The organism is Polymorphospora sp. A560 (assembly GCF_045781765.1).
In the GTDB taxonomy this organism is placed as follows: domain Bacteria; phylum Actinomycetota; class Actinomycetes; order Mycobacteriales; family Micromonosporaceae; genus Polymorphospora; species Polymorphospora lycopeni.
This window is the reverse complement of the sequence record NZ_CP122282.1, coordinates 2,170,869-2,196,066: the sequence shown is the minus strand read 5'-3', so window position 1 is coordinate 2,196,066 and position 25,198 is coordinate 2,170,869. Positions and strand designations below refer to the sequence as shown.

At 73.4% G+C, this 25,198-nt stretch carries 19 protein-coding genes and 2 pseudogenes; 13 read left to right on the top strand and 8 right to left on the bottom strand.

Features of this window, described 5'->3' with window-relative positions:
* Positions 1-12: 12 nt before the first annotated feature.
* The 6 genes and pseudogenes from QCD66_RS10000 to QCD66_RS09975 all read left to right on the top strand — a co-directional run.
* Positions 13-438, top strand: a pseudogene (locus QCD66_RS10000) (TerD family protein); the annotation flags it as partial.
* Between the two features lie 413 nt (positions 439-851).
* Positions 852-1,451, top strand: coding sequence for a TerD family protein (locus QCD66_RS09995; protein WP_407567088.1), 600 nt, complete (start codon positions 852-854; stop codon positions 1,449-1,451).
* Between the two features lie 41 nt (positions 1,452-1,492).
* Positions 1,493-3,286, top strand: a complete 1,794-nt coding sequence (locus tag QCD66_RS09990; protein ID WP_407567087.1) for a TerD family protein — start codon at positions 1,493-1,495, stop codon at positions 3,284-3,286.
* A gap of 172 nt (positions 3,287-3,458) precedes the next feature.
* Positions 3,459-5,084 carry a TerD family protein gene (locus tag QCD66_RS09985; RefSeq protein ID WP_407567086.1) on the top strand — a complete coding sequence of 542 codons (1,626 nt, stop codon included), beginning with the start codon at positions 3,459-3,461 and terminating at the stop codon, positions 5,082-5,084.
* A gap of 10 nt (positions 5,085-5,094) precedes the next feature.
* Positions 5,095-5,772, top strand: coding sequence for an AIM24 family protein (locus QCD66_RS09980; RefSeq protein WP_357540869.1), 678 nt, complete (start codon positions 5,095-5,097; stop codon positions 5,770-5,772).
* A gap of 39 nt (positions 5,773-5,811) precedes the next feature.
* Positions 5,812-6,576 carry an AIM24 family protein gene (locus tag QCD66_RS09975; RefSeq protein ID WP_375736784.1) on the top strand — a complete coding sequence of 255 codons (765 nt, stop codon included), beginning with the start codon at positions 5,812-5,814 and terminating at the stop codon, positions 6,574-6,576.
* Between the two features lie 130 nt (positions 6,577-6,706).
* Here the strand turns inward: QCD66_RS09975 and QCD66_RS09970 are convergent, their stop codons facing one another.
* The 6 genes from QCD66_RS09970 to QCD66_RS09945 all read right to left on the bottom strand — a co-directional run bounded on the left by QCD66_RS09970 (position 6,707) and on the right by QCD66_RS09945 (position 13,727).
* Complete coding sequence (locus QCD66_RS09970; RefSeq protein WP_375736785.1) at positions 6,707-7,237, bottom strand: hypothetical protein; 531 nt, start codon at positions 7,235-7,237, stop codon at positions 6,707-6,709.
* 49 nt (positions 7,238-7,286) lie between these two features.
* The gene (locus QCD66_RS09965; protein WP_375736786.1) at positions 7,287-7,793 is read right to left on the bottom strand and encodes a hypothetical protein; all 507 of its coding nucleotides are present in this window, start codon (positions 7,791-7,793) and stop codon (positions 7,287-7,289) included.
* Between the two features lie 51 nt (positions 7,794-7,844).
* Entirely contained in the window at positions 7,845-10,103 is a 2,259-nt protein-coding gene (locus tag QCD66_RS09960) for a HelD family protein (protein WP_375736791.1), read from the bottom strand.
* Positions 10,104-10,332: 229 nt separating this feature from the next.
* Positions 10,333-11,415, bottom strand: a complete 1,083-nt coding sequence (gene gsmA, locus QCD66_RS09955; RefSeq protein WP_375736787.1) for a sporangiospore maturation cell wall hydrolase GsmA — start codon at positions 11,413-11,415, stop codon at positions 10,333-10,335.
* Positions 11,416-11,529: 114 nt separating this feature from the next.
* The gene (locus QCD66_RS09950) at positions 11,530-13,173 is read right to left on the bottom strand and encodes a CocE/NonD family hydrolase (RefSeq protein WP_407567085.1); all 1,644 of its coding nucleotides are present in this window, start codon (positions 13,171-13,173) and stop codon (positions 11,530-11,532) included.
* The gene (locus QCD66_RS09945) at positions 13,173-13,727 is read right to left on the bottom strand and encodes a MarR family transcriptional regulator (protein WP_364215621.1); all 555 of its coding nucleotides are present in this window, start codon (positions 13,725-13,727) and stop codon (positions 13,173-13,175) included. The genes QCD66_RS09950 and QCD66_RS09945 overlap by 1 nt, the downstream gene beginning before the upstream one ends.
* 130 nt (positions 13,728-13,857) lie before the next feature.
* On the opposite strand from QCD66_RS09945, the gene QCD66_RS09940 reads away from it, so the two are divergent.
* Positions 13,858-15,993 (top strand): MMPL family transporter, encoded by a 2,136-nt coding sequence (locus QCD66_RS09940; RefSeq protein WP_375736789.1) that lies wholly within the window; start codon positions 13,858-13,860, stop codon positions 15,991-15,993.
* 56 nt (positions 15,994-16,049) lie between these two features.
* Here the strand turns inward: QCD66_RS09940 and QCD66_RS09935 are convergent, their stop codons facing one another.
* Complete coding sequence (locus tag QCD66_RS09935) at positions 16,050-16,910, bottom strand: lytic transglycosylase domain-containing protein (RefSeq protein WP_375736790.1); 861 nt, start codon at positions 16,908-16,910, stop codon at positions 16,050-16,052.
* Positions 16,911-17,358: 448 nt separating this feature from the next.
* Positions 17,359-18,708, bottom strand: a pseudogene (locus QCD66_RS09930) (VTT domain-containing protein); the annotation flags it as partial.
* 131 nt (positions 18,709-18,839) lie between these two features.
* Between QCD66_RS09930 and typA the strand changes: the two are divergent.
* The 6 genes from typA (at position 18,840) to QCD66_RS09900 (ending at position 24,985) form a co-directional block, all read left to right on the top strand.
* The gene (typA, locus tag QCD66_RS09925; RefSeq protein ID WP_375736433.1) at positions 18,840-20,708 is read left to right on the top strand and encodes a translational GTPase TypA; all 1,869 of its coding nucleotides are present in this window, start codon (positions 18,840-18,842) and stop codon (positions 20,706-20,708) included.
* A 74-nt stretch (positions 20,709-20,782) separates the two neighbouring features.
* Complete coding sequence (locus QCD66_RS09920) at positions 20,783-21,640, top strand: serine hydrolase (protein WP_375736432.1); 858 nt, start codon at positions 20,783-20,785, stop codon at positions 21,638-21,640.
* Between the two features lie 56 nt (positions 21,641-21,696).
* Positions 21,697-22,767, top strand: a complete 1,071-nt coding sequence (locus tag QCD66_RS09915) for a mandelate racemase/muconate lactonizing enzyme family protein (protein WP_375736431.1) — start codon at positions 21,697-21,699, stop codon at positions 22,765-22,767.
* Between the two features lie 118 nt (positions 22,768-22,885).
* Complete coding sequence (locus QCD66_RS09910) at positions 22,886-23,806, top strand: NlpC/P60 family protein (RefSeq protein WP_364215417.1); 921 nt, start codon at positions 22,886-22,888, stop codon at positions 23,804-23,806.
* A 507-nt stretch (positions 23,807-24,313) separates the two neighbouring features.
* Positions 24,314-24,607 (top strand): antibiotic biosynthesis monooxygenase family protein, encoded by a 294-nt coding sequence (locus QCD66_RS09905; protein WP_357540847.1) that lies wholly within the window; start codon positions 24,314-24,316, stop codon positions 24,605-24,607.
* 57 nt (positions 24,608-24,664) lie between these two features.
* Positions 24,665-24,985: a hypothetical protein gene (locus QCD66_RS09900; RefSeq protein WP_364215421.1), complete on the top strand. Its 321-nt coding sequence runs from the start codon at positions 24,665-24,667 to the stop codon at positions 24,983-24,985.
* The last annotated feature ends 213 nt before the right edge of the window (positions 24,986-25,198 follow it).

The following is a 25,198-nucleotide window of genomic DNA, read 5'->3' as shown; positions in this document are numbered from 1 at the left end:
GAGGAGACGAAGATGTCCACCGCCCTGGTCAAGGGGCAGAACACCGCCCTGACCGCGCCCCAGGTACGGGTCGTGGTCGAGGTCGCCTGCCCGACCGACCTGTCCGCGCTGCTGGTCGCGGCGAACGGCAAGGTACGTTCCGACGCCGATTTCGTCTTCTACAACCAGCCGAACGGGCCGGGGGTCTCCTGCCGGCAGCCTTCACCCGGCCAGCCGTGGGAGGTCTCGGTCGACACCGGCGCGGTGCCGGCCGACGTGGACAAGGTCCGGATCGTCGTCAGCGTCGACGGGCAGGGCCAGCGGTTCGGCCAGGTGGCGCCGCCGACCGCCCGGGTCTACGACGCGGCCGGCGCCGAACTGGTCAACTACGCCGTCACCGGCCTCGCCACGGAGAGCATCGTCATCGCGCTGGAGCTCTACCGGCGGGCCGGGGCGTGGAAGGTCCGGGCGGTCGGGCAGGGCTACGCCGGTGGCCTCGCCGACCTGATCCAGGACCACGGCGTCGTGGTCGACGGGGCGCCCGCGCCCGCCGCGGCGGCACCCGCGCCGGCCCCGCAGGCCGCGCCGCCGCCCCCGCCGCCGGTGACCCAGGCCCCGCCGCCACCGCCGCCGGTCACCCAGGCCCCGCCGCCACCGCCGCCGGTCACCCAGGCCCCCCGCCGCCACCGCCGAGCGCGCCGCCCGCGCCGCAGTACACGCCGCCGCCGGCCGCACCCGCGCCGCAGTACGCCCCGGCGCCGCAGGCCGCGCCGCCGCCCCCGCCGCCACCGGCACCCCCGGCGCCGCAGCCGCCCGCCCCGCAGCCACCGGCACCCCCGGCCCCGCAGCCGCCGGCCGCCGCCCCGATCTCGATGGAGAAGACGCTGGGCCGCCCGGGTGCCCCGGTCAGCCTGTCCAAGGGCGAGCGGGTGTCGCTGCGCAAGGAGAACGGCGTCCAGCTCACCCTGGTGCGGATGGGCCTCGGCTGGGACCCGATCAAGCGGCGCGGCCTGTTCGGCAGCCGGGAGATCGACGTCGACCTCGACGCGTCGGCGATCCTGTTCGCCGACCAGCAGCCGGTCGACATCGCCTTCTACAACCAGCTGCGCAGCAAGGACGGGTCGATCGCGCACACCGGCGACAACCGCACCGGCGACGGTGACGGCGACGACGAGTCGATCATCGTGGACCTGGCCCGGGTGCCCGCCCACGTCACGACGGTGCTGTTCGTGGTCACGTCGTACCAGGGGCACACCTTCGAGCAGGTCGAGGCGGCGTTCTGTCGGCTCGTCGACGAGACGACCCGCCAGGAGCTGGCCCGCTATACGCTCTCGGGCGGTGTCGGCACCACCGGCATGGTGATGGCCAAGGTCTACCGCGAGGGTGGCGTCTGGAAGATGATGGCCATCGGCGAGCCGGTCCAGGGCCGCCAGCCCCTGGAGCTGATCCCCATGCTGGGACGTTTCCTGTGACCGTGGCGGCCACCCGCTAGATCGCCACCGAGGAGAGAGTGATGGCACAGGTCCTCGTCAAGGGACAGAACGCTCCCCTGACCGTGGCCCGGCTCCGCGTGACCGTGGAGACTCCGGGGCCGGCCGACCTGTCGGCGTTGCTGCTCACCGACAGTGGCCGGGTACGCACCGACGCCGACTTCGTGTTCTACAACCAGCCGGACGGGCCGGGGGTGTCGTGCCGGCCCGCCGCCGCCGGCCGGCCGGCGTGCGTCGAGGTCGACCTGGCCGCCGTACCGGCCGAGGTGGGCAAGGTGCTGGTGGCCGTCAGTGTCGACGGCTCGGCGCCGGCGTTCGGTGCCGGCCCGGCACCGGTCGCCGGGATCGCCGGCGCCGACGGGGCGGTGATGGCGACGTTCGTCGTCACCGGCCTCGACACCGAACGGGCGGTCATCGCCTGGGAGATCTACCGCCGGGCCGGCGGCTGGAAGATCCGGGCCGTCGGCCAGGGCTACGCCGGCGGGCTGGCCGAGCTGGTGGCGGTGTGCGGCGTGGAGGTGGACGAGGAGCCGGCGCCGGCGGTGCCCGTATCCGCGACCACCGCCAGCCCGGTCGCGGCCGGCACCGGTGCGCCGGCGGGGCAACCACCCGCGCCGCCCGCCCAGCCACCGGCGCCATCCGCGCAACCACCCGCACCACCCGCCCAGCCACCGACGCCATCCGCGCGCCCGGCGGCGGTGCCCGCCCAGCCGGCGCGGCCGTGGCCGACCGACCGGGCCAAGCCGCCGCAGCCGGCGCCGCAAGCGGCCGGCGGGCTGCCCCCGGAACGGCTCTACCAGCAGGTGTGGAGCATCTTCGAGGACGCCGCCCGCAGCACCTCGGCGCTGCGGTCGGCGACCGAATACGCCGAGCAGCGCCGCGACGACGAGGTCGGCCGGCTGCTCGACGACCCGCGTGCCCGCAACTCGCCGGAGACCGCGGCCGCCCGGGCGGCGGCCGACCGCCGGCACGACGAACTGGTGGCCCGGGCGACCGCCGACCACCGGCGGGACGCGGCGCAGCTCGGCACCGAGCTGCGCCAGCTCGACGGTGTCCTCCCGGCGACGATGGCCCGCTGGGACAGTCCGGTCTGGCGGGGCTGGCAGCCGCCGACGGAGCTGGCGGTGGCGCTGCGGGTCGGTGAACTGCACCTGCCCGAAGACCCCGACCTGCGGATTCCGCTGTTGTTCCGGCTCCCGCTGGCGAGGCCACTGTGGATCGACGCGGCCGGCACCGACCGGTCGACGGCGACCGCGCTGGCCCGTTCGGTCATCGCCCGGCTGCTCGCCGCCCACCCGGCCGGCAAGCTCAGCGTCTCGGTCGCCGACCTGGCGGGTGGCGGTGCCGCCGTACGTGGCCTGCGTGGCGACGCGCTGGCCGGACCACCGGCGACCACTCCGGGCGAACTGGCCGAACTGCTCGACAACCTGGTCTCCCGGGTCGACCTGATCCAGATGGCGATGCGTTCGGGCGAGACGGCGCTGCCGCCGGGGCTGGTCGACGGCGGCCGCCGGCTGCTGGTGCTGCACGACTTCCCGTACGGCTTCGACGAGCGGTCGATCGCGCAGATCCAGTACCTGATCAACGACGGCCCGGATGTCGGGGTGAACCTGCTGCTGGTCGCCGACCCCGCCGACTCGTCGACGCTCGGGCCGCTGGTGTCCGCGCTGTGGCGGTCGATGTCGCGGCTACCGGCCGTGCCCGACGACCACGTCGGCGACCCGTGGGTCGGGCTGTCGTGGACTTTCACCCCGGACCCGGTCGGATCGGGTACGGCGCTCGACGCCGTACTCGACCGCCTGGCCGGTGGACGGTGAACCGCCGCCCGGGGCCGGGACGACCGGCCGGGGACGACGGTTCCCGACCCTGGTCGACGCCGGTCGATCCGGCGACACCGCCGGGCAGCGTGGCCGGACCGGCCGGTTCGCCGCGACTTGCCGAACGGCGCTAACTTCATCAGGAACACCACGTCGTAGCTGAGGGGATCACGTGTCTCAGGCATTCACGCGGGGTCAGAAGAGCCCATTGTCGGCACTGACCGCGGGAACCGACCTATACGTCGGTATCCAACTGGTCTCACCGGGCCTGACCTGGGACATTTCGTGTTTCGGGCTGGACGCCGCCGACAAGCTCTCCGACGACTCCTACTTCATCTTCTTCAACCAGCCGAAGTCGCCCGAGGGTGCGATCCAGAAGCTGGGCGAGCAGTCGGGTGACACCGACTCGTTCCGGGTGACCCTCGACCAGGTCCCCGACAAGATCCACAAGCTGTCGTTCTGCGCGGCGATCGAGGGCTCCGGCAGCGCCAGCCAGATCCAGTCCGGCTACCTGCGACTCGTCGCCGGCGGCCAGGAGGTGCTGCGCTACAGCTTCACCGGCGCCGACTTCGGCACCGAGCGGGCCATCATCATCACCGACCTCTACCGCAAGGGCGTCTGGCGGGTCGGCGCGGTCGGCCAGGGCTTCGCCGGCGGGCTCGCCGACCTGATCCGCTCGTACGGCGGCGAGGTCGACGACGAGCCGGCCGCGCCCCCGGCGGCCCCGCCGTCGTTCGCGCCGCCGCAGCAGCAGCCGTCGCCCGGCTTCGCCCCGCCGCCCCAGCAGGCGGCGCCGTCGTTCGCGCCGCCGCCGGTGCCACCGCAGCAGCAGCCCGCCGCCCCGGCGCACACCGGCTTCACCCCGCCGCCGCCTCCGCCGCCCCCGCCCGGCTACGGCCAGCAGCCCGGGCAGAGCTTCCCGCCGCCGCAGCAGCCGGGCCACCCGCCCCAGCAGCCCGGCTTCCCGCCCCAGCAGCCCGGCTTCCCGCCGCAGCAGCCCGGTTTTCCCCAGCAGCAGCAGCCGGGCTACCCGCCGCAGCAGGGCTTCCCGCCGCAGCAGGGGCACCCGCAGCAGCAGCCCGGCTACCCGCAGGCGCCCGGCCAGTTCGGCTCCGGACTGCCGTCGCAGGCCCAGCCGGTGCAGCCCGGCGTCATGGTCAGCCTGCAGAAATACCGGGAGACGCCGACCACCGGCCGGTGGACCCAGCAGAACAAGAAGCTGGTCAAGGTGACGCTGGGCCCGGAGGCGTACGCCCGGCGCGGCTCGATGGTCGCCTACCAGGGCGACATCGAGTTCGCCTACAAGGGCTCCGGCGGGCTCAAGGCGTTCTTCGAGAACGCCGCGACCGGGCAGGGCCTGAAGCTGATGACCTGCAAGGGCCAGGGCGAGGTGTTCCTCGCCGAGGACGCCGCCGACCTGCACATCGTCGAGTTGCAGGGCCACTCGCTGTGCGTCAACGCCAACAACGTGCTGGCCTTCGACGCCAGCCTCCAGACCCAGGTGCAGCGCATCGAGAGCCCCGGCATCCCCGGCGGCGGGATGTTCCACCTGGTGGTGTCCGGCCAGGGCACGGTCGTGGTGATGACCAAGGGCACGCCGCTGACCCTGCAGTGCCAGGGCCCGACCTTCGCCGACATGAACGCGGTCGTCGCCTGGACGGCGGGGATGCGGGTGTCGGTGTCCACCCAGGTACGGATCTCCCGCGAGATCTACCCGGGTGCCAGCGGCGAGTCGGTCGCGCTGCAGTTCATGGGCCTCCAGGGCCACTTTGTCGTAGTCCAGCCGTACGAGGTCTGAGGGGTTCGCCGTGCAGAGTCCGTTGCTCCAGCACTATGGGCAGACGCAGATCCGGGACCGGATGAGCACCCACGGCTACAAGATGGCCAAGGTGATGATGGCCCCCGGGCAGGACCTGATGGCCCGCGCCGGCTCGATGGTGGCGTACGAGGGTCTGATCGACTTCAACCCCAACCCGCCGCAGATGGGCCAGATGGCGCGCTCCTGGGCGACCGGTGAGGGCGTACCGCTGATGGTCGCGACCGGCCAGGGCGAGCTCTACCTGGCCGACTACGGCAAGGACGTGGTCGTCCTGCAACTGGCCGGCGAGGCGCTCAGCGTCAACGGCAAGAACATCCTCGCCTTCGACGCCTCCCTCCAGTGGGGCATCGAGCGGGTGAAGGGCGTCAGCATGCTGTCCGGCATGGGCATGTTCAACGTCGTGCTGCGCGGCCACGGCTGGGTGGCACTGACCAGCAAGGGCACCCCGGTGGTCCTCGACACCCGGGAGGCGCCGACCTTCGTCGACACCGACGCGCTGGTGGCCTTCACCGAGGGGCTCAGCGTCCAGCCGCGGCGCACCGCCCGGCTGGGCGGTCTCTTCGGGCGCGGCTCCGGCGAGGCGTTCCAGTTGGGGTTCTCCGGGCAGGGCTTCGTCATGGTCCAGCCGAGCGAGGACGAGCGCCCCAACTTCTCGGCCCGGGGCTGACGGTCAGCGGTAGCGGGATACGGCGAAGGAGAAGACGACATGTACCAGAGCAGCCTGCTGACCAACACCGAAGTCGGCGGCACCGACAAGTTCGTGCTCCAGAACACCAAGATGCTCAAGGCCAACCTCGGCCAGCAGAGCGGGATGACGGAGTTCTTCGCCCGCAAGGGCGCGATGATCGCCTACCAGGGCGGCGTCAACTTCGACGGGCACCACGAGCACTGGGGCGCCCACATCTCGCGCTACATGACCGGCGAGGGCCTCAACCTGATGAAGGTGTCCGGCTCCGGGAGCGTCTTCCTGGCCAACCAGGCGCAGGACATCCACATCCTCGACCTGACCGGTGACGGGCTGACCGTCGACGGCGAGAACGTGCTCGCGTTCGAGAAGCAGTTGCGGTGGGACGTGGTCCGCATCGAGTCGCAGGTGAACATCGCCAGCGCCGGGGCGTACAACATCGAACTGACCGGGCACGGCAAGATCGCCGTCACCACCACCGGCGAACCGCTGGTGATGCGGGTGACGCCCAGCAACTACTACTTCGCCGACGCCGACGCGGTGATCGCCTGGTCGTCGAGCCTCCAGGTCAGCATGCAGGCGGCGGTCACCTCGTCGTCGGTGTGGCGCCCTCGGGGCAACACCGGCGAGAGCTGGCAGATGCAGTTCAGCGGCGAGGGCATGGTGGTCGTGCAGCCGGCGGAGCTGATGCCGCCGTACAACGCGCTCGCCGGCACCGACATGGCCGGCCGCTTCGGCATGGGCCAGGGTGGCATGGCCGGCAACAACTTCTTCGGCGGCCGCTGAGATCGGGGGCGGGGGCGCTTCGCGCCCCGCCCCGATCCCCGCGATCTTGCAGTTGTCTCCCCCGTTCGCCGGATTTGTCAGGCGACAAGTGCAAGATCGCGGCTAGAGGCCCGGTGGCGCGAGGGTCGGGTCAGAGGACGTCGACCATGTCCTTGGCCTCGCGCAGGGACAGGCCCGTCTCGGCGCGGACCAGCTTGACCGCCTCGATCAGCCGGCCCTGACGCTTCAGGTCGGTGGCCCGGTCGACAACGGACCGGTCGGCGACCTCCGGCGACCGGGGCGGCTGGCCCGGCCAGCGCGCCGGCACCCGGCCCGCCCCGATCTGCTCGACCACCTGCTTCGCCTCGGCCAGGCCCATCGGGCGCCGCGTCCGCAGGACCTTGATCGCGTGGATCTTCCGGTTCCGGCCGAGCAACTCCAGGATCTCGGCGACCAGCGCCCGGTCCGTGGCGTCGAGACGGTCGAGACCTTCGACCCCCTCGGGTCCGGCGACGACACCGGTGCCCTTGCCGCCGGCCGGTCCGGCGCCGTACCGCGCCCGCCCGGCCAGGTCGCCGCCGACCAGGTCGGCACCGCGACGGCGGGAGCGGGCGGCGACGAACACGATCACACAGATCACCAGTACGACCACGATCGCGCCAAGGGCCCCGAACCATTCCATGGCCCCACGCTACCGGCGACCTGCCAGCCCACCGCCGGCCCGCCGGCGCTCAACGGACGAGCTTGGTCGCCTCGGACAGCGGCGCGCCGAGCCGCTCGCAGAGCAGCCGTACGGCGTCGGCCTCACGGCCCCGCTTCTTGAGGGCGAACGCCCGGTCGACGATGAACGGGTCGAACTCCCAGTCGGCCCCGACGACCGGCGTCCGGACCGGCCAGGTGGCCGGGTGCCGGCCCGCCCCGATCTCGTCGACCAGCCGCTTGGCGTCGGCGCCCGCCATGCCGGTGTGCCCGCGCAGCACATAGGTCGCCTGGCGCCGCTTGCCCCGATCGAGCAGTTCGGCGATCTCGGCGATCACCTCGGCCTCGGCCGGCATCTCCCGCACCGGCGGATCGTCCGACCGGGCCGGATCGGCCGGCCGCCGGTCCCGCAGCGCGCCGCCGACCAGGTCCTTGCGCCGGCCGGCCGCCCGGGCCCGACCGATGGCGGCGGCCACGCCGAGGACACCCACCGCCCCGACGACACCCACCACACCGAGGGCCACCGCCCAGTCCACCATGGATCCACCGTACGGCGTACGCCATACCGATCCGGTCGGGACATCGGGTGATCAGGTCGGCCGATCGGCCAGGTCCGCGAGGGCGGCCGGCAACTCTCCGCTGTGGACGACGCCGAGCCGGCGGGTGGCCCGGGTCAGCGCCACGTAGAGGTCGCTGTCGCCACGGGGCGACTCGGCGGCGATCTCGGCCGGCTCGACGACGACGACCGAGTCGAACTCCAGCCCCTTGGCCTGCCGTACGGTCAGCACGACAACCCGGTTGACCAGGTCGGACCGGTCACCGACCGCCGCGTCCGGGACCGCCGAGGCGACCGCCCGCCCCAGCTCGGCCAGCCGCGCGGCGGGCACGATCACGCCGAGACGGCCGTCGGCGACGTCGTCCGCCTCCCGGGTCACCACGTCGGCGAGCCGGGCGGGCAGTTCACCCGGGGCGGTACGGCTGGCCCACGGCGGTACGCCGGTCTCGCGTACGGACCGGGGTGGGGTCAGCGTGGGGTCGATGTCGGCGAGCAGCCGCGCGGCGACCGACATGATCTCGGCCGGGGTGCGGTAGTTGACCTCGAGTTCGGCGAGCCGCCAGCGGTCCGCCACGTACGGCTCGAAGACCTGTGCCCACGACGAGGTGCCGCCGAGGTCCCCGGTCTGGGCGACGTCGCCGACGACGGTCATCGACCGGTTCGGTGTGCGGCGCATCAGCAGCCGCCAGGCCATCGGGGACAGTTCCTGGGCCTCGTCGACGACGATGTGCCCGAACGCCCACCGGCGGTCGGCGGCGGCACGCTGGGCGGCGGTCAGCTGGTCGCCGTACTCGTGCCGGTCGGCGAGCAGGTCGGCGTCGAGCAGGTCGGTGGCGGCGAGCAGCTCGGGTTCGGCCTCGTCCTCGACGTCGATCGAACGGGAGCCCATCGCGATCTCCAGGGCGCCCTCGGCGTACTCGATCTGGCGTTGCCGTTCGCGTTCGGCGAGCACGGCCTCGACGGTGGCGTCCTCGCCGAGGAGTTCGGCGGCCTCGTCGAGCAGTGGCACATCAGCCGGTGACCAGCCGCCGCGCGGTTCGCGGCGCAGCAGCTCCCGCTCGACGGTGGTGAGTTGCGGGGCGGCCGCGGCGAGGCGGGCGTCGGAGGCGAACAGGCCGGCGACGAGTTGCTGCGGGCTGAGGATCGGCCACAGCCAGTCGAGTGTGGCGAGCACCTCGGGTTCGCGGCGCAGTTCGCGCCGGATCTCGGCGACGTCGGCCTCGTCGAGCAGGTTGTCGCCGCCGAGCGGGTCGGCGCCGATCTTCGCGGCGAGCTGGGCGGCGAGGGCGTGGATGATCTCGGTGTCGAACAGCGGCCGGGCGAGGTTGTGCAGCTTGCCGGAGCGGCGGGCGCGGGTCCGGGCGTCGGCGATGGTCGCCGGGTCGAGCCGCAGGGTGTCCTGCTCGACGTTGATCTCGATGGGCTCGTCGGGCAGCCGCTGCCGGTCGGCGACGGCCGCGGCGAGGACGTCGATCATCACCGGCCGCCCCTTGATCTCGGCCACCTCGGCGGGCTCGTCGCGGCGGGCGGTCACCCCGGGGAACAGGTCGCCGGGGGTGCGCAGCAGCACGCCGGTCTCCGCCAGCGACGGCAGCACCTGGGAGATGTAGTTGAGGAAGGTCGGGTTGGGCCCGACGACGAGTACGGCACGGGTGGAGAGTTCCCGGCGGTGGGTGTAGAGCAGGTAGGCGACCCGGTGCAGGGCGACGGCGGTCTTGCCGGTGCCGGGGCCGCCCTGGACGACGAGCAGGCCGGCGACGTCGGAACGGATGATCCGGTCCTGTTCGGCCTGGATCGTCTCGACGATGTCGCGCATCCGTCCGGTGCGGCCGGCGCCGAGCGCGGCGAACAGGGTCGCCTCGCCGGCCAGTCCGGTGCTGCCGGTGGGGTCGGCGGCGGTGAGGTCGAGCACCTCGTCGTCGAGGTGGACCACGGTGCGGTCGTTGGTGCGGATGTGCCGGCGGCGGGTCACGCCGTGCGGGGCGGCGGCGGTGGCGAGATAGAACGGCCGGGCGGCGTCCGACCGCCAGTCGAGCAGCAGCGGCCGGTGGCCGTGGCTCTCGTCGAATATCCCGATCCGACCGACGTGCGCGGTGCGGTCGTCGTCGAAATCGAGTCGGCCGAAACAGAGTCCGTTTTCCACCGCGTCGAACTGCGCCACCTGCTCGCGGTACATCGCGGTGGCGCTGTCGCGCTGGGACCGGGCCTGGGGCGTACCGCCGGTTTCACGCAAGGCCCTGGCCAGCCGTTTCGTGGCATGATCACGCATCGCGTCGAGCCGTCGGTAGAGCATCGACACGTGCGCCTGCTCGCGGTCGACCTCGTCGGTGCGCTGGTCGGCGGCGGCCCTGGACGAGATTGACAAATTGTCTCCCTGTTCGATAAAATCCCCAGAGAATCGCATTTCACATGCGATTCTTTTGTTTTCCCGAACATAGGAGAATAGCGGGTGGGCGGCCCTCACCGCACCCCACCCGCCGTCTTCCGCGCCCGCTGCCGGTTCCCGGCCCCGGCGGCGCCGCTCACCGGTCGTAGCGGTAGAGGTCGTACTGCTTCATCAGCCTGATCAGGTTCGTCGCGTACGTCGGCGAGGTGGCGTACCCGGCCTTGTGGATCTCGGCGGCGAACCGGTCCGGGTTGTCGCTGTACGCGAACGCGGGCCGGTACCGGCTGTTGTCCCTGAGGAAGCGGCCGTGGTCGGCGAACGAACCGGCCGCGTCGCGGTAGGCGCGGAAGCTGGCGGTGGTGCCGTAGCAGCGGGTGCCCTCGCACTCGGTGGTCGCGTACGACCGGCAGCCGACCGCGATCGGGCCAGGGGCGCCGAAGCACTTGATCCCGAAGTAGTTGTGGTCGCGGCGGGTCAGGCCGCTGCCGCCCCAGCCGGATTCCTGGATCGCCTGGGCGATGGTGACCGAGGCCGGCACCTTGTACTGGCGGAAGCCGGCCCGGGCCGGCTCGGCGATCCGCTGGATGAACCGGTTGCGGTCGGCGGTCGGCACGGTCGGCGGCGCCTGGCCGCACCACGGCAGGTTCGACGCGGCGGGGTTCCAGGCGACGTACGCGTCGGCGACGAACCGGCCACCGGCCAGCCGGTTCCAGGCGGAGCTGCGCCGTACCGCCCCGGTGACCGTCTGGCCCCAGGTCTGGCATTCCACGGTGAGCCGGCTGCCGTCGGCGACGGTGCCGACGCGGGCGTGACCGGTGCCGGCGCCGGCGCGCACGTTGAGCGGCCCGCCGCCGGTGCGCGCCGTGGCCACGGCCGCCCGGTTGCCGCCGCACCAGGCCACGGCGGGCCGCGACGGGGTCCAGCGGATGTAGGCGTCGGCGACGTACCGGCCGCTGGACAGCAGGTTCCAGTGCGCCGACCGGCCCTGGGTGCCGGTGACGAGTTCGCCGTACACCTGGCAGGTGACGGTGATCCGGGTGTCGTCGCGCAGCGTGCCGACGCGCCGGTCGGCGGTCGAGGCGCCGGCACGGACGTTGAGCGAGCCGTCGGCGCGTACGGTCGCGGCCGGTTCGGCGGCCCGGGCGACGGCCGGCACGGGGGCGGCGAGAATGGCCGACAGGCCGGCGATGAGCACCGTGGTCGTGGTCGCGACGCGCACGTCGTCCCCTTTCGTACGGGCGACGGCGCGGCTACCGACACCTGACACGGCAGGATATTTGTCGGTTTTGTTACAAGTGTGGAAATGGTGAACCAGACACCTGAAAGTGGTAGATCAGCCCTGTTCTACGACGGGGAGCAGGATCGCCGACGGATGGGTCGGATCGTGGTGGAGCTCGCGGTCGCCGGCCCGCAGCGTGACCGCCGTACCCAGCGGCTCGCCGGTGCCGGGGTTGCGGGCGTAGCGCGGATGCGCACCCCCACTGACCTGCACCCGCAGCCGGTGGCCGGCGGCGAACCGGTGCGCGACCGGCCACATCGCCACCGGCACGGCCACCACCCCGTCGGCCGACGTCGGGAAGCCGTCCGGCACCACCCGGACCAGGCCGTCGCACACGTTCCGGGAGCGCCCGCGCCGGTCCACGTCACACAGCCGGACGAAGACGTCGAAGTAGGGCAGTTCGCTGCGTACCCGGATCTCCGCCGCGACCGGGCCGACCACCTCGACCGGCGCGCGCAGCGGCGCACCGGTGTAGGTCAGCACGTCCGGGCGGGCCTCCAGGTCACGGTTGTCGACCGTCCCGGCCCGCTGGGCGACGAGCAACGGGCCGCCCAGCGACGGCGTCGGATCGGTCGGGTCGTAGCGGAACCGGTCCGGGCTCGACGGCGGCGGCGGCGCGGGGTCCAGGCCGCCGCCGGGTTGCAGGTGCCAGGCCACCGGCACCGCCGGCGGCGGCCACCGTGGCAGGTCACGCCAGCCCGCGCCGCCGCCGACGTGGACGCGTACCGGTGCCGTGCGCAGACCGACGGCGTCACCGGCCAGGTGCGCCCGCAGCCAGGCCGCCCCCTCGCGTACGGACGCCGCGAGCAGCCCCGGGCTGCCGTGCGTCCACGGCCCGACCGTCAGGTAGGGCCGCCGGCCCGCCGCCCGCAGCCGCGCGTAGTCGGCCAGTTGGGCCGGCAGGAAGATGTCGTGCCAGCCGGTGATCATGCCGACCGGGGCGGTGACCTCGGTGATCCGGGCGTCGAAGACCCGGGCGCGCCAGTACGCCGCCCGCGGCCGGTGGTGCCGCAGCCAGTCCTGGAAGAACGGCACCGCCGCGCCGGTGGCGATCCGGTCGGCCTCGGCCAGCGGCAGGTGGGCCAGCCCGGCGACCAGCCCCGGCTGGCCGCGCTTCAGCTCGACCTGCCGGGCCAGCCACGGCACCCGCTGCGCCTGGATCAGCTCCACCCAGGTCAGCACGCTGTCGAGCGAGAAGGCCCCGCCGGCGTACGTCGATTCGCGGCTGGTCGACGCGGCGACGACGGCGACCATCGCGCGCAGGTCGGGGCCGGCGTCCGGGGCCAGCGCCCACTGCACGAAGCCCTGGTAGCTGGCGCCGAACATGCCGAACCCGCCCGAGTACCAGCGCTGCCGGCGCAGCCAGTCGACGGTGTCCAGGCCGTCGGCGCGCTCGTCGGCGAACGGCTCGAACACCCCGCCGGAGCCGAACGTGCCCCGGCACGACTGGATCACCACGTGGAAGCCCTGCCCGGCCAGCAGCCGGCCGAGCACCCGCATCGGCAGGCCCCGCCCGTACGGGGTCCGGATCAGCACGGTGGGCGCGGCCGGCAGGTCGGGGGCGTAGTGGTCGGTGAGGAGCTTGACCCCGTCACGGGCCCGGACCCGCAGGCCGGCCCGGCGGACCACCCGGCGGGTGCGCGCCGGGGGCAGTCGCAGGAGGCGGGCGGCGAGCCCGGCCGCCAGCGCGGCGAACATCAGTCCGGCGGCCGGCCGACCGGGGCGGCCCGGTCCGGCGCGTCGCCCCCGGGTGCCGGGCCGGTGGGCCGACCGGCCCGTACGTCGTCGCGGTGCTGGCGCATCATCGCCGCCATGTCCCGCATGAACCGGTGCACGACCGTCAGCTCGTCGTCGGTGTAGCCGGCCATCACGCCCTCGGTGCGCCAGCCGAGCGGGCGGAAGAAGTCCATGGCGACGCGGGCGCCCCGGTCGGCGTAGCGGAGGAAGACCTTGCGCCGGTCGACGGTGTCCCGGTCGCGGCGGATGTGGCCGGCGCGTTCCAGCCGGTCGATGAGGGCGGTGACCGAGCCGGACGACAGGTTGAGGTGCTCGCCCAGCCGGCCCGGGGTGATCGGGTTGTCCTCCCGCTCCGCGTCCATGATCGCGATCAGGGCCTGGAGGTCGGTGGCGCCGAGCCCGTGCAGGTTGGCGAAGGCGTGCCCGACGTGCTCGGAGTCGATGGTGAGCCGGCGCAGGTCGACGGCGATGTCGGCGGTGAGCGCTTCGCGCCGCGTGTCACGCGGCCGGTACATGCCGTGCGTCACCGAGGTTGTCCGCCTTTCCGTGCCTTGCCTCGCCTGATTTGCACTCTACCGGAGGCGTCGATAATCTCGATCGTCGAGATACTTGGTTGTCGACAAGTATGTTTATCGGGAGATGTGGATGACACCGCGACAGGTCACCTCCGGCCGGACGGACACCGAAACCGACGACGGCCCGGCCGGCGACCACCGGCCGACCAGGATCGGCGGCCGGATCGGCGCGATCGTCAGCGGCCGGTGGAGCGCCTGGATCGTGCTCCTCGTCGCGGCCGTGTTCTCCGCCGCCGTCGTCCTCGGCGGCGGCCAGGCCTACGAGAGCACCGACCCGACGGCCGCGCTGCCCGACACGGCCGAGTCCGTCCGGGTCGCCGAACTCCAGCGGCAACTGCCCAGCGGCCAACTCAACCCGGCCCTGGTGGTCTACTCCCGCGGCGGGCAGCCACTGACCGCCGACGACGCGGCCGCCATCGCCGCCGACGCCGCCGCGTTCGCCGCCGAGGCCACCGGCGGCCAGGTCTCCCCACCGGTCTACTCCCCCGACCGGGCGGCCGCCCTGCTCGCCGTACCACTGCCCGCCGACCTCGACACCGACACCACGATCGCCACCGTCGAACGGCTGCGCGCCACCGCCGCCGACGGCCTGCCCGCCGGCGCGACCGCGCAGGTCAGCGGCGGCGCCGGATTCACCGCCGACATCGCCTCCTCGTTCGACGGCGCCAACTTCCGGCTGCTGCTGGTCACCGTCGTCGTCGTCGCCCTGCTGCTGATCGTCACCTACCGCAGCCCCTGGCTGTGGCTCGTACCGCTGGCCGTCGTCGGCACCGCCAACGTGGTCACCAACGGCCTGATCGCCATGCTCAGCCGGGCGATCGAACTGCCGATCGACCCGTCGACCACCGGCATCGTCGACGTCCTCGTCTTCGGCGCCGGCACCAACTACGCCCTACTGCTGATCGCCCGCTACCGCGAGGAACTGCGCCGCGTCGACGACCGGCGCGAGGCGATGCGCCGCTCGCTGTCGTCGGCCGGACCGGCCATCGCCGCCAGCGCCACCACCGTCTGCCTGAGCCTGCTCACCCTGCTCACCGCCGTACTCGGCAACGACCGGGCGATCGGCGTCGCCGGCGCGGTCGGGCTCGCCGTCGCCGCCACGTACGGCCTGGTGGTGCTGCCCGCCGCCCTGTCCGTCTGCGGTCGTGGCCTCTTCTGGCCGTTCGTGCCCCGCGCCGGGCAGGCCGACCCCGCCCGCTCCGGCATCTGGGCCCGGGTCGGCGGCCTCGTCGCCCGCCGCCCGCGCGCCGTGCTCGCCGGCTCCCTGGCCGTGCTCGCCCTCCTCGCCCTCGGCCTCAGCGACGCCCGGCTCGGCCTCAGCCGCACCGAACAGTTCCGGGTCCAGGCCGAGTCGATCGACGGCCTCGACACCCTCGCCCGGCACTTCCCCGCCGGCTCCGCCGACCCGACCAGCGTCATCGGCAACGCCGGCAGCGAGCAGCCACTCCTCACCGCCGTCCAGGACACCCCCGGCGTCGCCAGCGCCCGCGTCGCCGAACGCACCGCCGACCTCGTCGCCATCGACGTCGTGCTGGAGGCCGAACCGGACAGCACCGCCAGTTTCGACACGATCCGCGACCTGCGCGAGCGCGTCGACGACGTACCCGACGCCGACGCGCTCGTCGGCGGCACCGTGGCGAGCAACCTCGACACCCGCGACGCCGCCATCCGCGACCTCAAGGTCGTCGTACCGCTGGTGCTCGTCGTCGTCCTGCTCGTCCTGATCGTGCTGCTGCGCTCACTGGTCGCCCCGCTGGTGCTGGTCACCACCGTCGTCGCGACCTACTTCGCGGCCCTGGGCGCCGGCAACTTCCTGTTCACCAACGTCCTCGACTACGCCGCCCTGGACACCTCGGTGCCCCTGCTGGCGTTCCTGTTCCTGGTCGCTCTCGGCGTCGACTACAACATCTTCCTCGCCACCCGCGCCCGCGAGGAGGCGTTCACCCTCGGCACCCGCAAGGGCATGCTGACCTCGCTGGCCGTCACCGGCGGCGTCATCACCAGCGCCGGCATCCTGCTCGCGGCCGTGTTCGCCGTGCTCGGCGTGCTGCCCCTGGTCACCCTCACCGAACTCGGGATCATCGTCGGCCTCGGCGTGCTGCTCGACACCCTGCTCGTCCGCACCCTGCTGGTGCCGGCCATCGCCGTCACCGTCGGCCGCCGCTTCTGGTGGCCGAGCGCCCTGGCCCGCGCCAAGACCGACTGACCGGTCCGGCCCGCCACCGCGCCGGATCGTGACACCGGCGCGGCGGCGGGCGGCGGCTAGAACGCCAGGCACTCGCATCCGGTCGTCAACCACCGGACGTTCTCGACGTAGCGCGGGTTCGGTATCACCAGCCCGTCGGCGGTGTCGACCTTCCCGTAGCCGAAGTTGTACGCCGCCAACACCGCGTTGACCAGGCACGGCGCGGTGTGGCTGGCGCACTCCCCGTCGTACGTCAGCGTGTAGTCGCCCCCGAAGTAGACGTCGCCGAAGTACTTGATCAGCCAGGCCAGGTAGTTCGCGCCCAGCGTCGCGTTGTCCCGGTAGTCGTCGACGTCGTAGTTCTTCTCGAACCGCATGTTGACGTACGCCGCGGTGTCCGGCATCACCTGCATCAGGCCGATCCCGCCGTCACACGCGATGATGTTGGACTGCCAGCCGCTCTCCTGCCACGCGACGGCCTTCACCAGGTTGACCGGCACCCGGATGCCCGGCGCCGACGTCGGCCAGTACGCCCGCCCCGCCGCCTCGGTCAGCGCCGCCTTCGCCTGGGCCCGGGTGGCCTGCGTGCCCACGTACTTCGGCTTGCAGCCGCTGGGGGCCGGCGCCGGTACGGCCGGCGGCAGCTTGGCCTCGACCGGCGGCTTGCGGGTCGGTTTCGGCCGGGCCGACGGGGTGGCGCCCGGCGTCGGGCTGGCACTGGGCGTGAGGGCGGCACCGAGCCCCTGCACGTGCGGCGGTGGCGGGGTCGGCGACGGCGTCGGCGTGCCGGTGGCCTCGACCACCGGGGCCACCACGTCGGACATCCCGTCCCCGGCCAACCCGTCCCCGGCCAGGTCGCCACCGGCGTCGCCGCAACCGGCGACCGCCAGCACGGCTGCGACCAGCACCACCACTGTCCGGCGTGCCCGTGTCCGCATCGGACGTCCCCTCCCGTGTCGGTCCGGACACCGGGCCCCGCCGACCGGCGGCCAGTCGCACGAGCGACGAGCCGCGCAGGTCGTGGCAGGTGGGGACCGGCGCGGGACGCACCATAACAGCGGTTGACCTTGGACGGGACCCGCCCGGGCAAACTGGACGCCGCCTCGGGCGGCCCGGTCAGACCAGGCCCGCCGCCCGTCGCGGCCGGTAGGTGCCCGCGTTCGCCCGGCCGCCGCCCGCCTCCGGACCGGCCTGCTCCAGGCCCGCGGCACCGACCGCCGGCCGGTCCCCGTCGGCCCGGCCACCGGCCGCCACCGGCCCCGTGTCGCCCGCCGACCGCCCGTCCGCCAACGGCCCACCGCTGCCGGCTGGTCCGGCGCCGGCTGATGCGATGCCGACCGCCCCGGTGCCGACCGCCCCGGTGCCGGTCGCCCCGTCCGGCTTCCGCACGGCCCGGTCCCGGGTCGCCCAGGCGATCATGAACACCGCCGTCCACAGGACCCCGAGCAGCACCGACGTCACCGTCTCGCTCGCGGTGCTCCAGCCGACGTAGAGCCGGGCACCCGCGACCGTCACCACCCCGACCGCGGCCCCGGTCCACGCCGCCACCGCCACCGGCCAACGCGCCCGCCGCGACAGCAGCCACGCCAGCGTGCACAGGCTCGCCGACGCCACCGCGTTCTGGCCGGGCAGCAGCGCCGCCGGCAGCGGGCCGCCCGCCGACGACTCGTCCAGGATGGTCAGGTCGGCCACCAGCGCGACCAGGACCGGTGGCACGAACGCGCCGACCGTACCGACCACGCCGACCAGGTCGTCGCGCCAGGCCCGGGTACGCCAACCGTGTGCCAGCGCCAGCATCCCGACCACCGCGATCAGCAGCGATCCCCGCAACGCGCCGATCGCCGTGTGCGCCACCTCGACCGCGCCGTCGGTGCGCTGCCCGGCGAACCAGCCGGCGATCGCGGTGTCCACGGCGGACAGCCCGCTCCCGTCGACCACCGTCGACACCGCCCAGGCCAGCACCAGGCCGCCGCTGAACAGCAGCACCAGGCCGGCGGCAAGGTTGGCCACCAGTGCCCAACCGGCACCGACCCGCGCCGACAGCCCGGTGAACAGGGCGCCGTACCGGTGCACCACCCACCGCAGCACCGGCAGCCGGCCGGCCCGCGCCAGCAGCGCGCGTACGGGATCGGGGTTGCGGCCCAGCCACCGGCCGGCGAGCACGATCGCGACGACCGAGACCAGCATCAGCAGCACCGCCGCGGTGGCGCGGCCCAGGTAGTGCGAGACCGCCGCGTACGACTCCCCCGCCAGATAGCCGACCACGATCGAGCCGCCGACCCAGCTCACCACCCCGAGGAGGTTCCACGGCGCGAACCGCCGGTAGCGCATGCCGGTGCTTCCGGCGAGCCGGGGCAGAAGCGTGCGGGCGAACGCCACCCACCGCGCCCCGGCGATGCCGCGACCACCCATCCGGCCCAGCATCCGGTCGGCCCGGGCCCACCGCTCCTCGCCGACCCGGGCACCGAATCCGCCGGCCCGCAGCCGTGGCCCGTACCGCCGACCGGCCCGGAACGCCAACGCGTCACCGACGGCCGCCGCGGTGATCATGATCAGCAGCGTCGGGCCGAGCCGCAGCGTCCCGGTGTACGCCAGGAACCCGACCAGCAGGAGCGTCCCCTCCGCCGGCACGAAAAGGCCGAGGAGCAGCGCGGTCTCGCCCATCACAAGGGCCGCCGCGACCACGTAGATCAACCCGGGCGGCAGGTCGGCCAACCGCATCAACAGGTCATGCATGTCGCTCCCCCGCCACGAACGTCAGCATGCCAGCCGCCGGACGGCGACAGGCAGCGATTTGCGTGGAGATCCGGGCCACCTCAGGGTGACCCCGACGGGGGCCGGCGACGGGCGAGCGGGAGGATAAGGGCATGCAGACCCGCTCCGACCTCCGCAACGTCGCCATTATCGCCCACGTCGACCATGGCAAGACAACCCTGGTCGACGCCATGTTGCGCCAGGCCGGTGCGTTCAGCGCCCGGGCCGAGATGGCCGACCGGGTCATGGACTCCATGGACCTGGAACGCGAAAAGGGCATCACCATCCTGGCCAAGAACACCGCGGTGCGCTACGTGCCCGCCGACGGCACCGGCCCTTTCACCATCAACATCATCGACACCCCCGGCCACGCCGACTTCGGTGGCGAGGTCGAACGCGGCCTGACCATGGTCGACGGCGTCGTCCTGCTCGTCGACGCCAGCGAGGGACCGCTGCCGCAGACCCGCTTCGTGCTGCGCAAGGCCCTCAAGGCCCGGATGCCGATCATCCTCGTGATCAACAAGGTCGACCGGCCGGACGCCCGGATCAAGGAGGTCGTCGACGACACCTACGAGCTGTTCCTCGACCTCGACGCCGACGAGGAGCAGATCGACTTCCCGATCGTCTACGCCTGCGCCCGCGACGGCATCGCCTCGCTGACCCAGCCCGCCGACGGCTCCGTACCCGCCGACAGCGACTCCCTCGAACCGCTGTTCCGCACCCTGCTCGACACCATTCCGCCGCCGGCGTACGACGAGACCGCCCCGCTCCAGGCCCACGTCACCAACCTCGACGCGTCGCCGTTCCTCGGCCGGCTCGCCCTGTGCCGGGTCCGGCAGGGCACCATCCGCAAGGGCCAGACCGTCGCCTGGTGCCGCACCGACGGCACCACCGAGCGGGTCCGCATCTCCGAACTGCTGATGACCGAGGGACTGGAACGCAAACCCGCCGAAGAGGCCGGCCCCGGCGACATCATGGCCGTCGCCGGCATCCCCGAGATCATGATCGGCGAGACGCTCGCCGACGTCGACAACCCGGTCCCGCTGCCGCTGATCACCGTCGACGAGCCGGCCATCTCGATGACCATCGGCACCAACACCTCACCGATGGTCGGCCGGGTCAAGGGCGCCAAGGTCACCGCCCGCATGGTCAAGGACCGGCTCGACAAGGAACTCATCGGCAACGTGTCGCTGCGGGTCCTGCCGACCGACCGCCCGGACGCCTGGGAGGTCCAGGGCCGCGGCGAACTCGCCCTCGCCATCCTCGTCGAGCAGATGCGCCGCGAGACGTACGAACTGACCGTCGGCAAGCCGCAGGTCGTCACCCGGGAGATCGACGGAAAGACCTGCGAACCCGTCGAACGGCTCACCATCGACGCCCCCGACGAATACCTCGGCGCCATCACCCAGCTCCTCGCCACCCGCAAGGGCCGCATGGAGCAGCTCGTCAACCACGGCACCGGCTGGATCCGCATGGAATGGCTGGTCCCGGCCCGCGGCCTGATCGGCTTCCGCACCGAGTTCCTCACCGACACCCGCGGCACCGGCATCCTGCACCACGTGTTCGAGTCCTACGAACCCTGGTTCGGCGAGCTGCGTACCCGCAACAACGGCTCCCTCGTCGCCGACCGCGCCGGCGCCGTCACCTCGTTCGCCATGCTCAACCTCCAGGAACGCGGCACCCTGTTCGTCGAACCGAGCACCGAGGTGTACGAGGGCATGATCGTCGGGGAGAACTCCCGCTCCGACGACATGGACGTCAACATCACCAAGGAGAAAAAGCTCACCAACATGCGCTCGTCGACCGCCGACGAGACCGAGAAGGTGATCCCGCCCCGCAAGCTGTCCCTGGAACAGGCCCTGGAGTTCTGCCGCGAGGACGAGTGCGTCGAGGTCACCCCCGCCGCCGTCCGGCTGCGCAAGGTCGTCCTCGACCAGACCACCCGCGGCCGGGCCGCCGCCCGCCGCAAGCACGCCGGCTGACCAGCCCCGGAAACCGCCCCACGACCGGCCCGTCGCGGGGCGGTGCCGGCGGTCGGCTCGGCTACCGTCACCGCGTGATCCCGCACGACCTCGACCAGCGCCTGGCCGCCACCCCGGGCACCGTCTCCGCCTACGTCGGCCGCCTCGACACCCCACCGGCCTACACCCGGCAACCCGACGACACCCACTACGCCGCCAGCACCATGAAGATCGCCGTACTCGCCGCGCTGCACCGCGCCACCGAGGCCGGCACCGTCGACCCCGACCGGCCCGTCGCCGTACGCAACGAGTTCGACTCGGCCCACCCCGGCGCCCCCCGGTTCGGATGCGCCCCCGACTACGACAACGACCCCGTGGTGTGGGCCCACCTCGACGGCACCGCCTCCCTGCGCTGGCTCGCCCGCCGGATGATCGTGCGATCCAGCAACCTCGCCACCAACATCGTCCTCGCCCACGTCGGCCTGCCCGGCCTCGCCGACGTCTGGCGCCTCGCCGGCGCCCACCACAGCGTCACCGAACGCGGCATCGAGGACTACGCCGCCCGCGACACCGGCCTGACCAACCTGGTCACCGCCGCCGACCTCGCCGCCCTGCTCGCCACCATCGCCGCCGGCGCCACCCGCCCCGGCCCGCTGGCCGCCCCCGAACACTGCGCGCAGATGCTCGAGGTGCTCCGCGCCCAGGAACACCGCGACTGCCTGCCTGCCGGCCTGCCACCGGGCACCCCGATCGCGCACAAGAGCGGCTGGATCACCGGCGTACGCCACGACGCCGGCGTGGTCCTGCCCGCCGACGCCCCGCCGTACTCGGTCGTCGTCTGCACCACCGCCGACCCCGCCGCCGACGGCTTCGACCGGGCCACCCACGACGCCGCCGCCCGCCGCCTCATCGCCGACCTCTCCGCGGCGGCCTGGCAGGGCCGGCACGGCTGACCACGCCGCCGGTCCGCGCCCCGCACCACCACCGCCCGGTCGATAGGGTGCCCCGCATGACGATCGCCGCCGTACGCACCCACCACCTCTCGGCGCCGCTGCACACCCCGTTCGTGACCGCGCTGCGCCGCGCCACGACCGTCGACACGCTGATCGTGGAGATCGTCGACGCCGACGGCCGGTCCGGATTCGGCGAGGCGCCGCAGGTCTGGCAGGTCACCGGCGCGTCCATCGCCGGCGCCCAGGCGTGCGTCGAACAGGTCCTCGGCCCGGCCCTGACCGGACTCGACGCCGACGACCTGCTGGCCAACTGCGCCCGCACCCGCCGGGCGGTGGCCGGCAACGAGGCCGCCAAGTGCGCCGTCGACGTCGCCCTGCACGACCTGGCCGCCCGCCGGGCCGGGCTGCCGCTGGTCCGGCTGCTCGGCGGCACCACGCTGCGGGTGCCGACCGACGTCACCCTCGCCGCCGGCGACCCCGACGCGCTGGCGGCCGCCGCCGCCGCCCGGACCGCCGAAGGGTTCACCGTGCTGAAGGTCAAGGTGGGCACCGACGCCGCCGGCGACCTGGCCCGGGTACGCGCCGTACGGGCGGCGGCCGGCCCGGCGGCCCGCGTCCGGCTGGACGCCAACCAGGGCTGGTCGCCCCGCGAGGCGGTACGCGTCATCCGTGGCGTCGAGGACGCCGGCCTCGACGTCGAACTCGTCGAGCAGCCGGTCGCCGGCCGCGACCTCGACGGGCTGGCGTGGGTCAGCGACCGGGTGGACACCCCGATCCTGGCCGACGAGGCGGTCTTCGACGTACGCGACCTGGTCGAGGTGATCCGGCGCCGGGCCGCCGACATGGTCAACGTCAAGCTGGCCAAGTGCGGCGGGCTGGCCCCGGCGCGTACGCTGCTGGACCTCGCGGCGGCCCATGGCATGGGCACGGTCGTCGGGTCGATGATGGAGGGACCGATCGGGCTCGGGGCGGCGGCGAGCCTGGTCGCGGCGTACGGTACGACCGTGGTGTCCGATCTGGACGCGGCGTGGTGGCTGGCGGCGTCACCGGTGCGCGGCGGTATTCGTTACGAGGGTGCGACCGTGGTCCTGCCCGCCGGACCGGGGCTCGACGTCGACCTGACCTGAAAGCAACATCCAGACCGTCGTTGTTCATTGCAAGATACTTTCGTATGGTCGGGTTCCGGGACGTTCGTCGATTCCCGGGCGGGGCGGGGTCGCGCAACCTGGAGGGGTGGCGGTGGGCATGACGCTCGAGGCAGGCCGGGAGGCGGTCGTACGGGTCGCCGTCGCCACACTCTGGGCGGGCCCGGAGGCCACCCGCGAGGTCGACGCGCCCGCACTGGCCGACCACACCGACATCCCCGGCTGGATCTCCGCGATGGACCGCGACCAGCAGGTCGGCGAATGCGTCCTCAGCCAGCTCCTGCTCGGCGAGCGGGTCCTGGTCGAGGAGATACGCGCCGACGGCTGGGCCCGGGTCGTCGCCGTCGAGCAGCCGGCCGCCAAGCTCGACCCGCGCGGCTATCCCGGCTGGCTGCCGGCCAGCCAACTGAGCCCGGCCCCGGACGTGGACCCGCCCGGCCAGCCCCTCGTCGTCGACGCCACCACCACCAGCCTGCACGCCGGCCCGGCCGGCGACCTGGTGCTCGACGGCGTCATCCTCGGCACCCGGCTGCTGCCGGCCGGCCCCGTCCGCGACGGCTGGCGCCCGGTGCACGCCCCCGGCCACCGGCAGCCACTGTGGACACCGGAGAGCCATCTCGTGCCGGTGTCGACCCGCCCGCCGACCGCGACCGAGGTGCTGGCGATGGCGTCCCGGCTGCGTGACGTCGTCTACATCTGGGGCGGCGTCTCGGCGTACGGGGTGGACTGCTCGGGCCTGGTGCACCTGGCCTGGCGCCGGTTCGGGGTACGGCTGCCACGCGACGCCGACGACCAGGCCGACGCCACCACTCCCCTGCGCCTGGGCGCGGAACTCCCCGGCGACCTCTACTTCTTCGCCCGGCCGGGCCGGCCGATCCACCACATCGGGATAGTGACGGCCGCCGCGGACGGCCCGGAGCGGCGCCGGATGCTGCACGCCTGCTACACCCAGCGGCGCGTCATCGAGGAGCCGCTCTCCGCCGACCGCGCCGCCACCCTGGTCGGCGCCCACCGCGTCTAGCCCTTCTTCCTCGCGAGATAGCTCTCCCCGCACTGCGCCGCTCGTTTCGCGCCGCACGCCACACCCACTACGCCATCCTAGGAGGCTATCCCGCCCCCCTCTTGATCCGCGTGATCAGGGAGTACGTCGAGTGTGTCGTCGGCGTGCCATGGTGCGAACTCCCTGATCACGCGGATCTTGCCGGGATGCCGGGCTCCCTGATCGATGCCGGGCTCCCTGATCACCGTGATCAGGGAGCTGGTCGGGCGTGTCGCCGGCGTGGCGCCGGTAGCGGCCCCTGATCACGCGGATCTTGTTCCGGGCTCGCTGGCGGTGGACGGACGGTCGCGCGGGTGCTTCCGCCGGCCGGCAGCCGGTTCACCGCGCTGGTCCCGCCGCCCAACCAAGATCCGGGTGATCAGGGAGTTTGCATCGCGCCCCGCCGACAACACGCTCGATTTACTCCCTGATCACGCGGATCAGGACCCGGGCGGCGGGGGTGGGCGGGGGCGTGGGAGGCTGCCGGGCATGGTGCTTGAGGTTGCCCTGATCGATGTGGTCGCCGGTCGCGAGGACGAGTTCGCCGCCGCGTACGCCAAGGGACACGAGGTGCTGGCCACGACGCCCGGTTGCCGGTCGGTGCGGATGACCCGCGGCATCGAGTCGCCGACCCGGTTCGTGCTGCTGGTCGAGTGGGACTCGGTCGCCGCCCACGAGGAGAACTTCCGGGCCAGCGAACGGTTCACGACCTGGCGTTCGCTGATCGGCCCCTACTTCGCCGGCCCGCCGGTGGTCGAACACTTCACCGACGTGCCCGCCTGAGTTGTCGTACGGCGGCGCTAGCCTCCACAGCGTCCGTCAACGACCCCGGGAGCGTGCATGTACCGCCAGGGTGATGTCCTCGTCCATCCCATCGAACCCGCCGACGTCCCGGCCGGCCTGGTGCCGGCCGGTCGCGACGCCCGCGGCCGGCTCGTGCTCGCCCGGGGCGAGGCGACCGGTCACGCCCACGTGGTGAGTGGTTCCGGTGTCACGCTGTGGGCGTCGCCCGACCAGAGCGACCCCTCGGTCCTGCTCATCGAGGGTTACGGCCGGCTCAGCCACGAGGAGCACGGACCGATCGCCCTGCCGGCGGGTTCCTACCGGGTGATCCGGCAGCGGGAATACGTGCCGGGCGCGTGGCGGCCGGTGGCCGACTGATGGCGACCGAGACCATCTCCCCCGCCGACACGCTCACCGACCAGCCGGGGACCGCCGAGGACGCCGCCGCCGCGGCGGCCCTGGCCGGCATCGCCGACCGCTGGCTGGAGCATGGTCTGTGCACCGCGCCGGCCGACCGCCCGGCGGCCGAGGCCGCGGTCCGGGAGGCATACGTCGCCGCCGGCCTGCCCGCCCCGCGCCACGTGGTCTGGC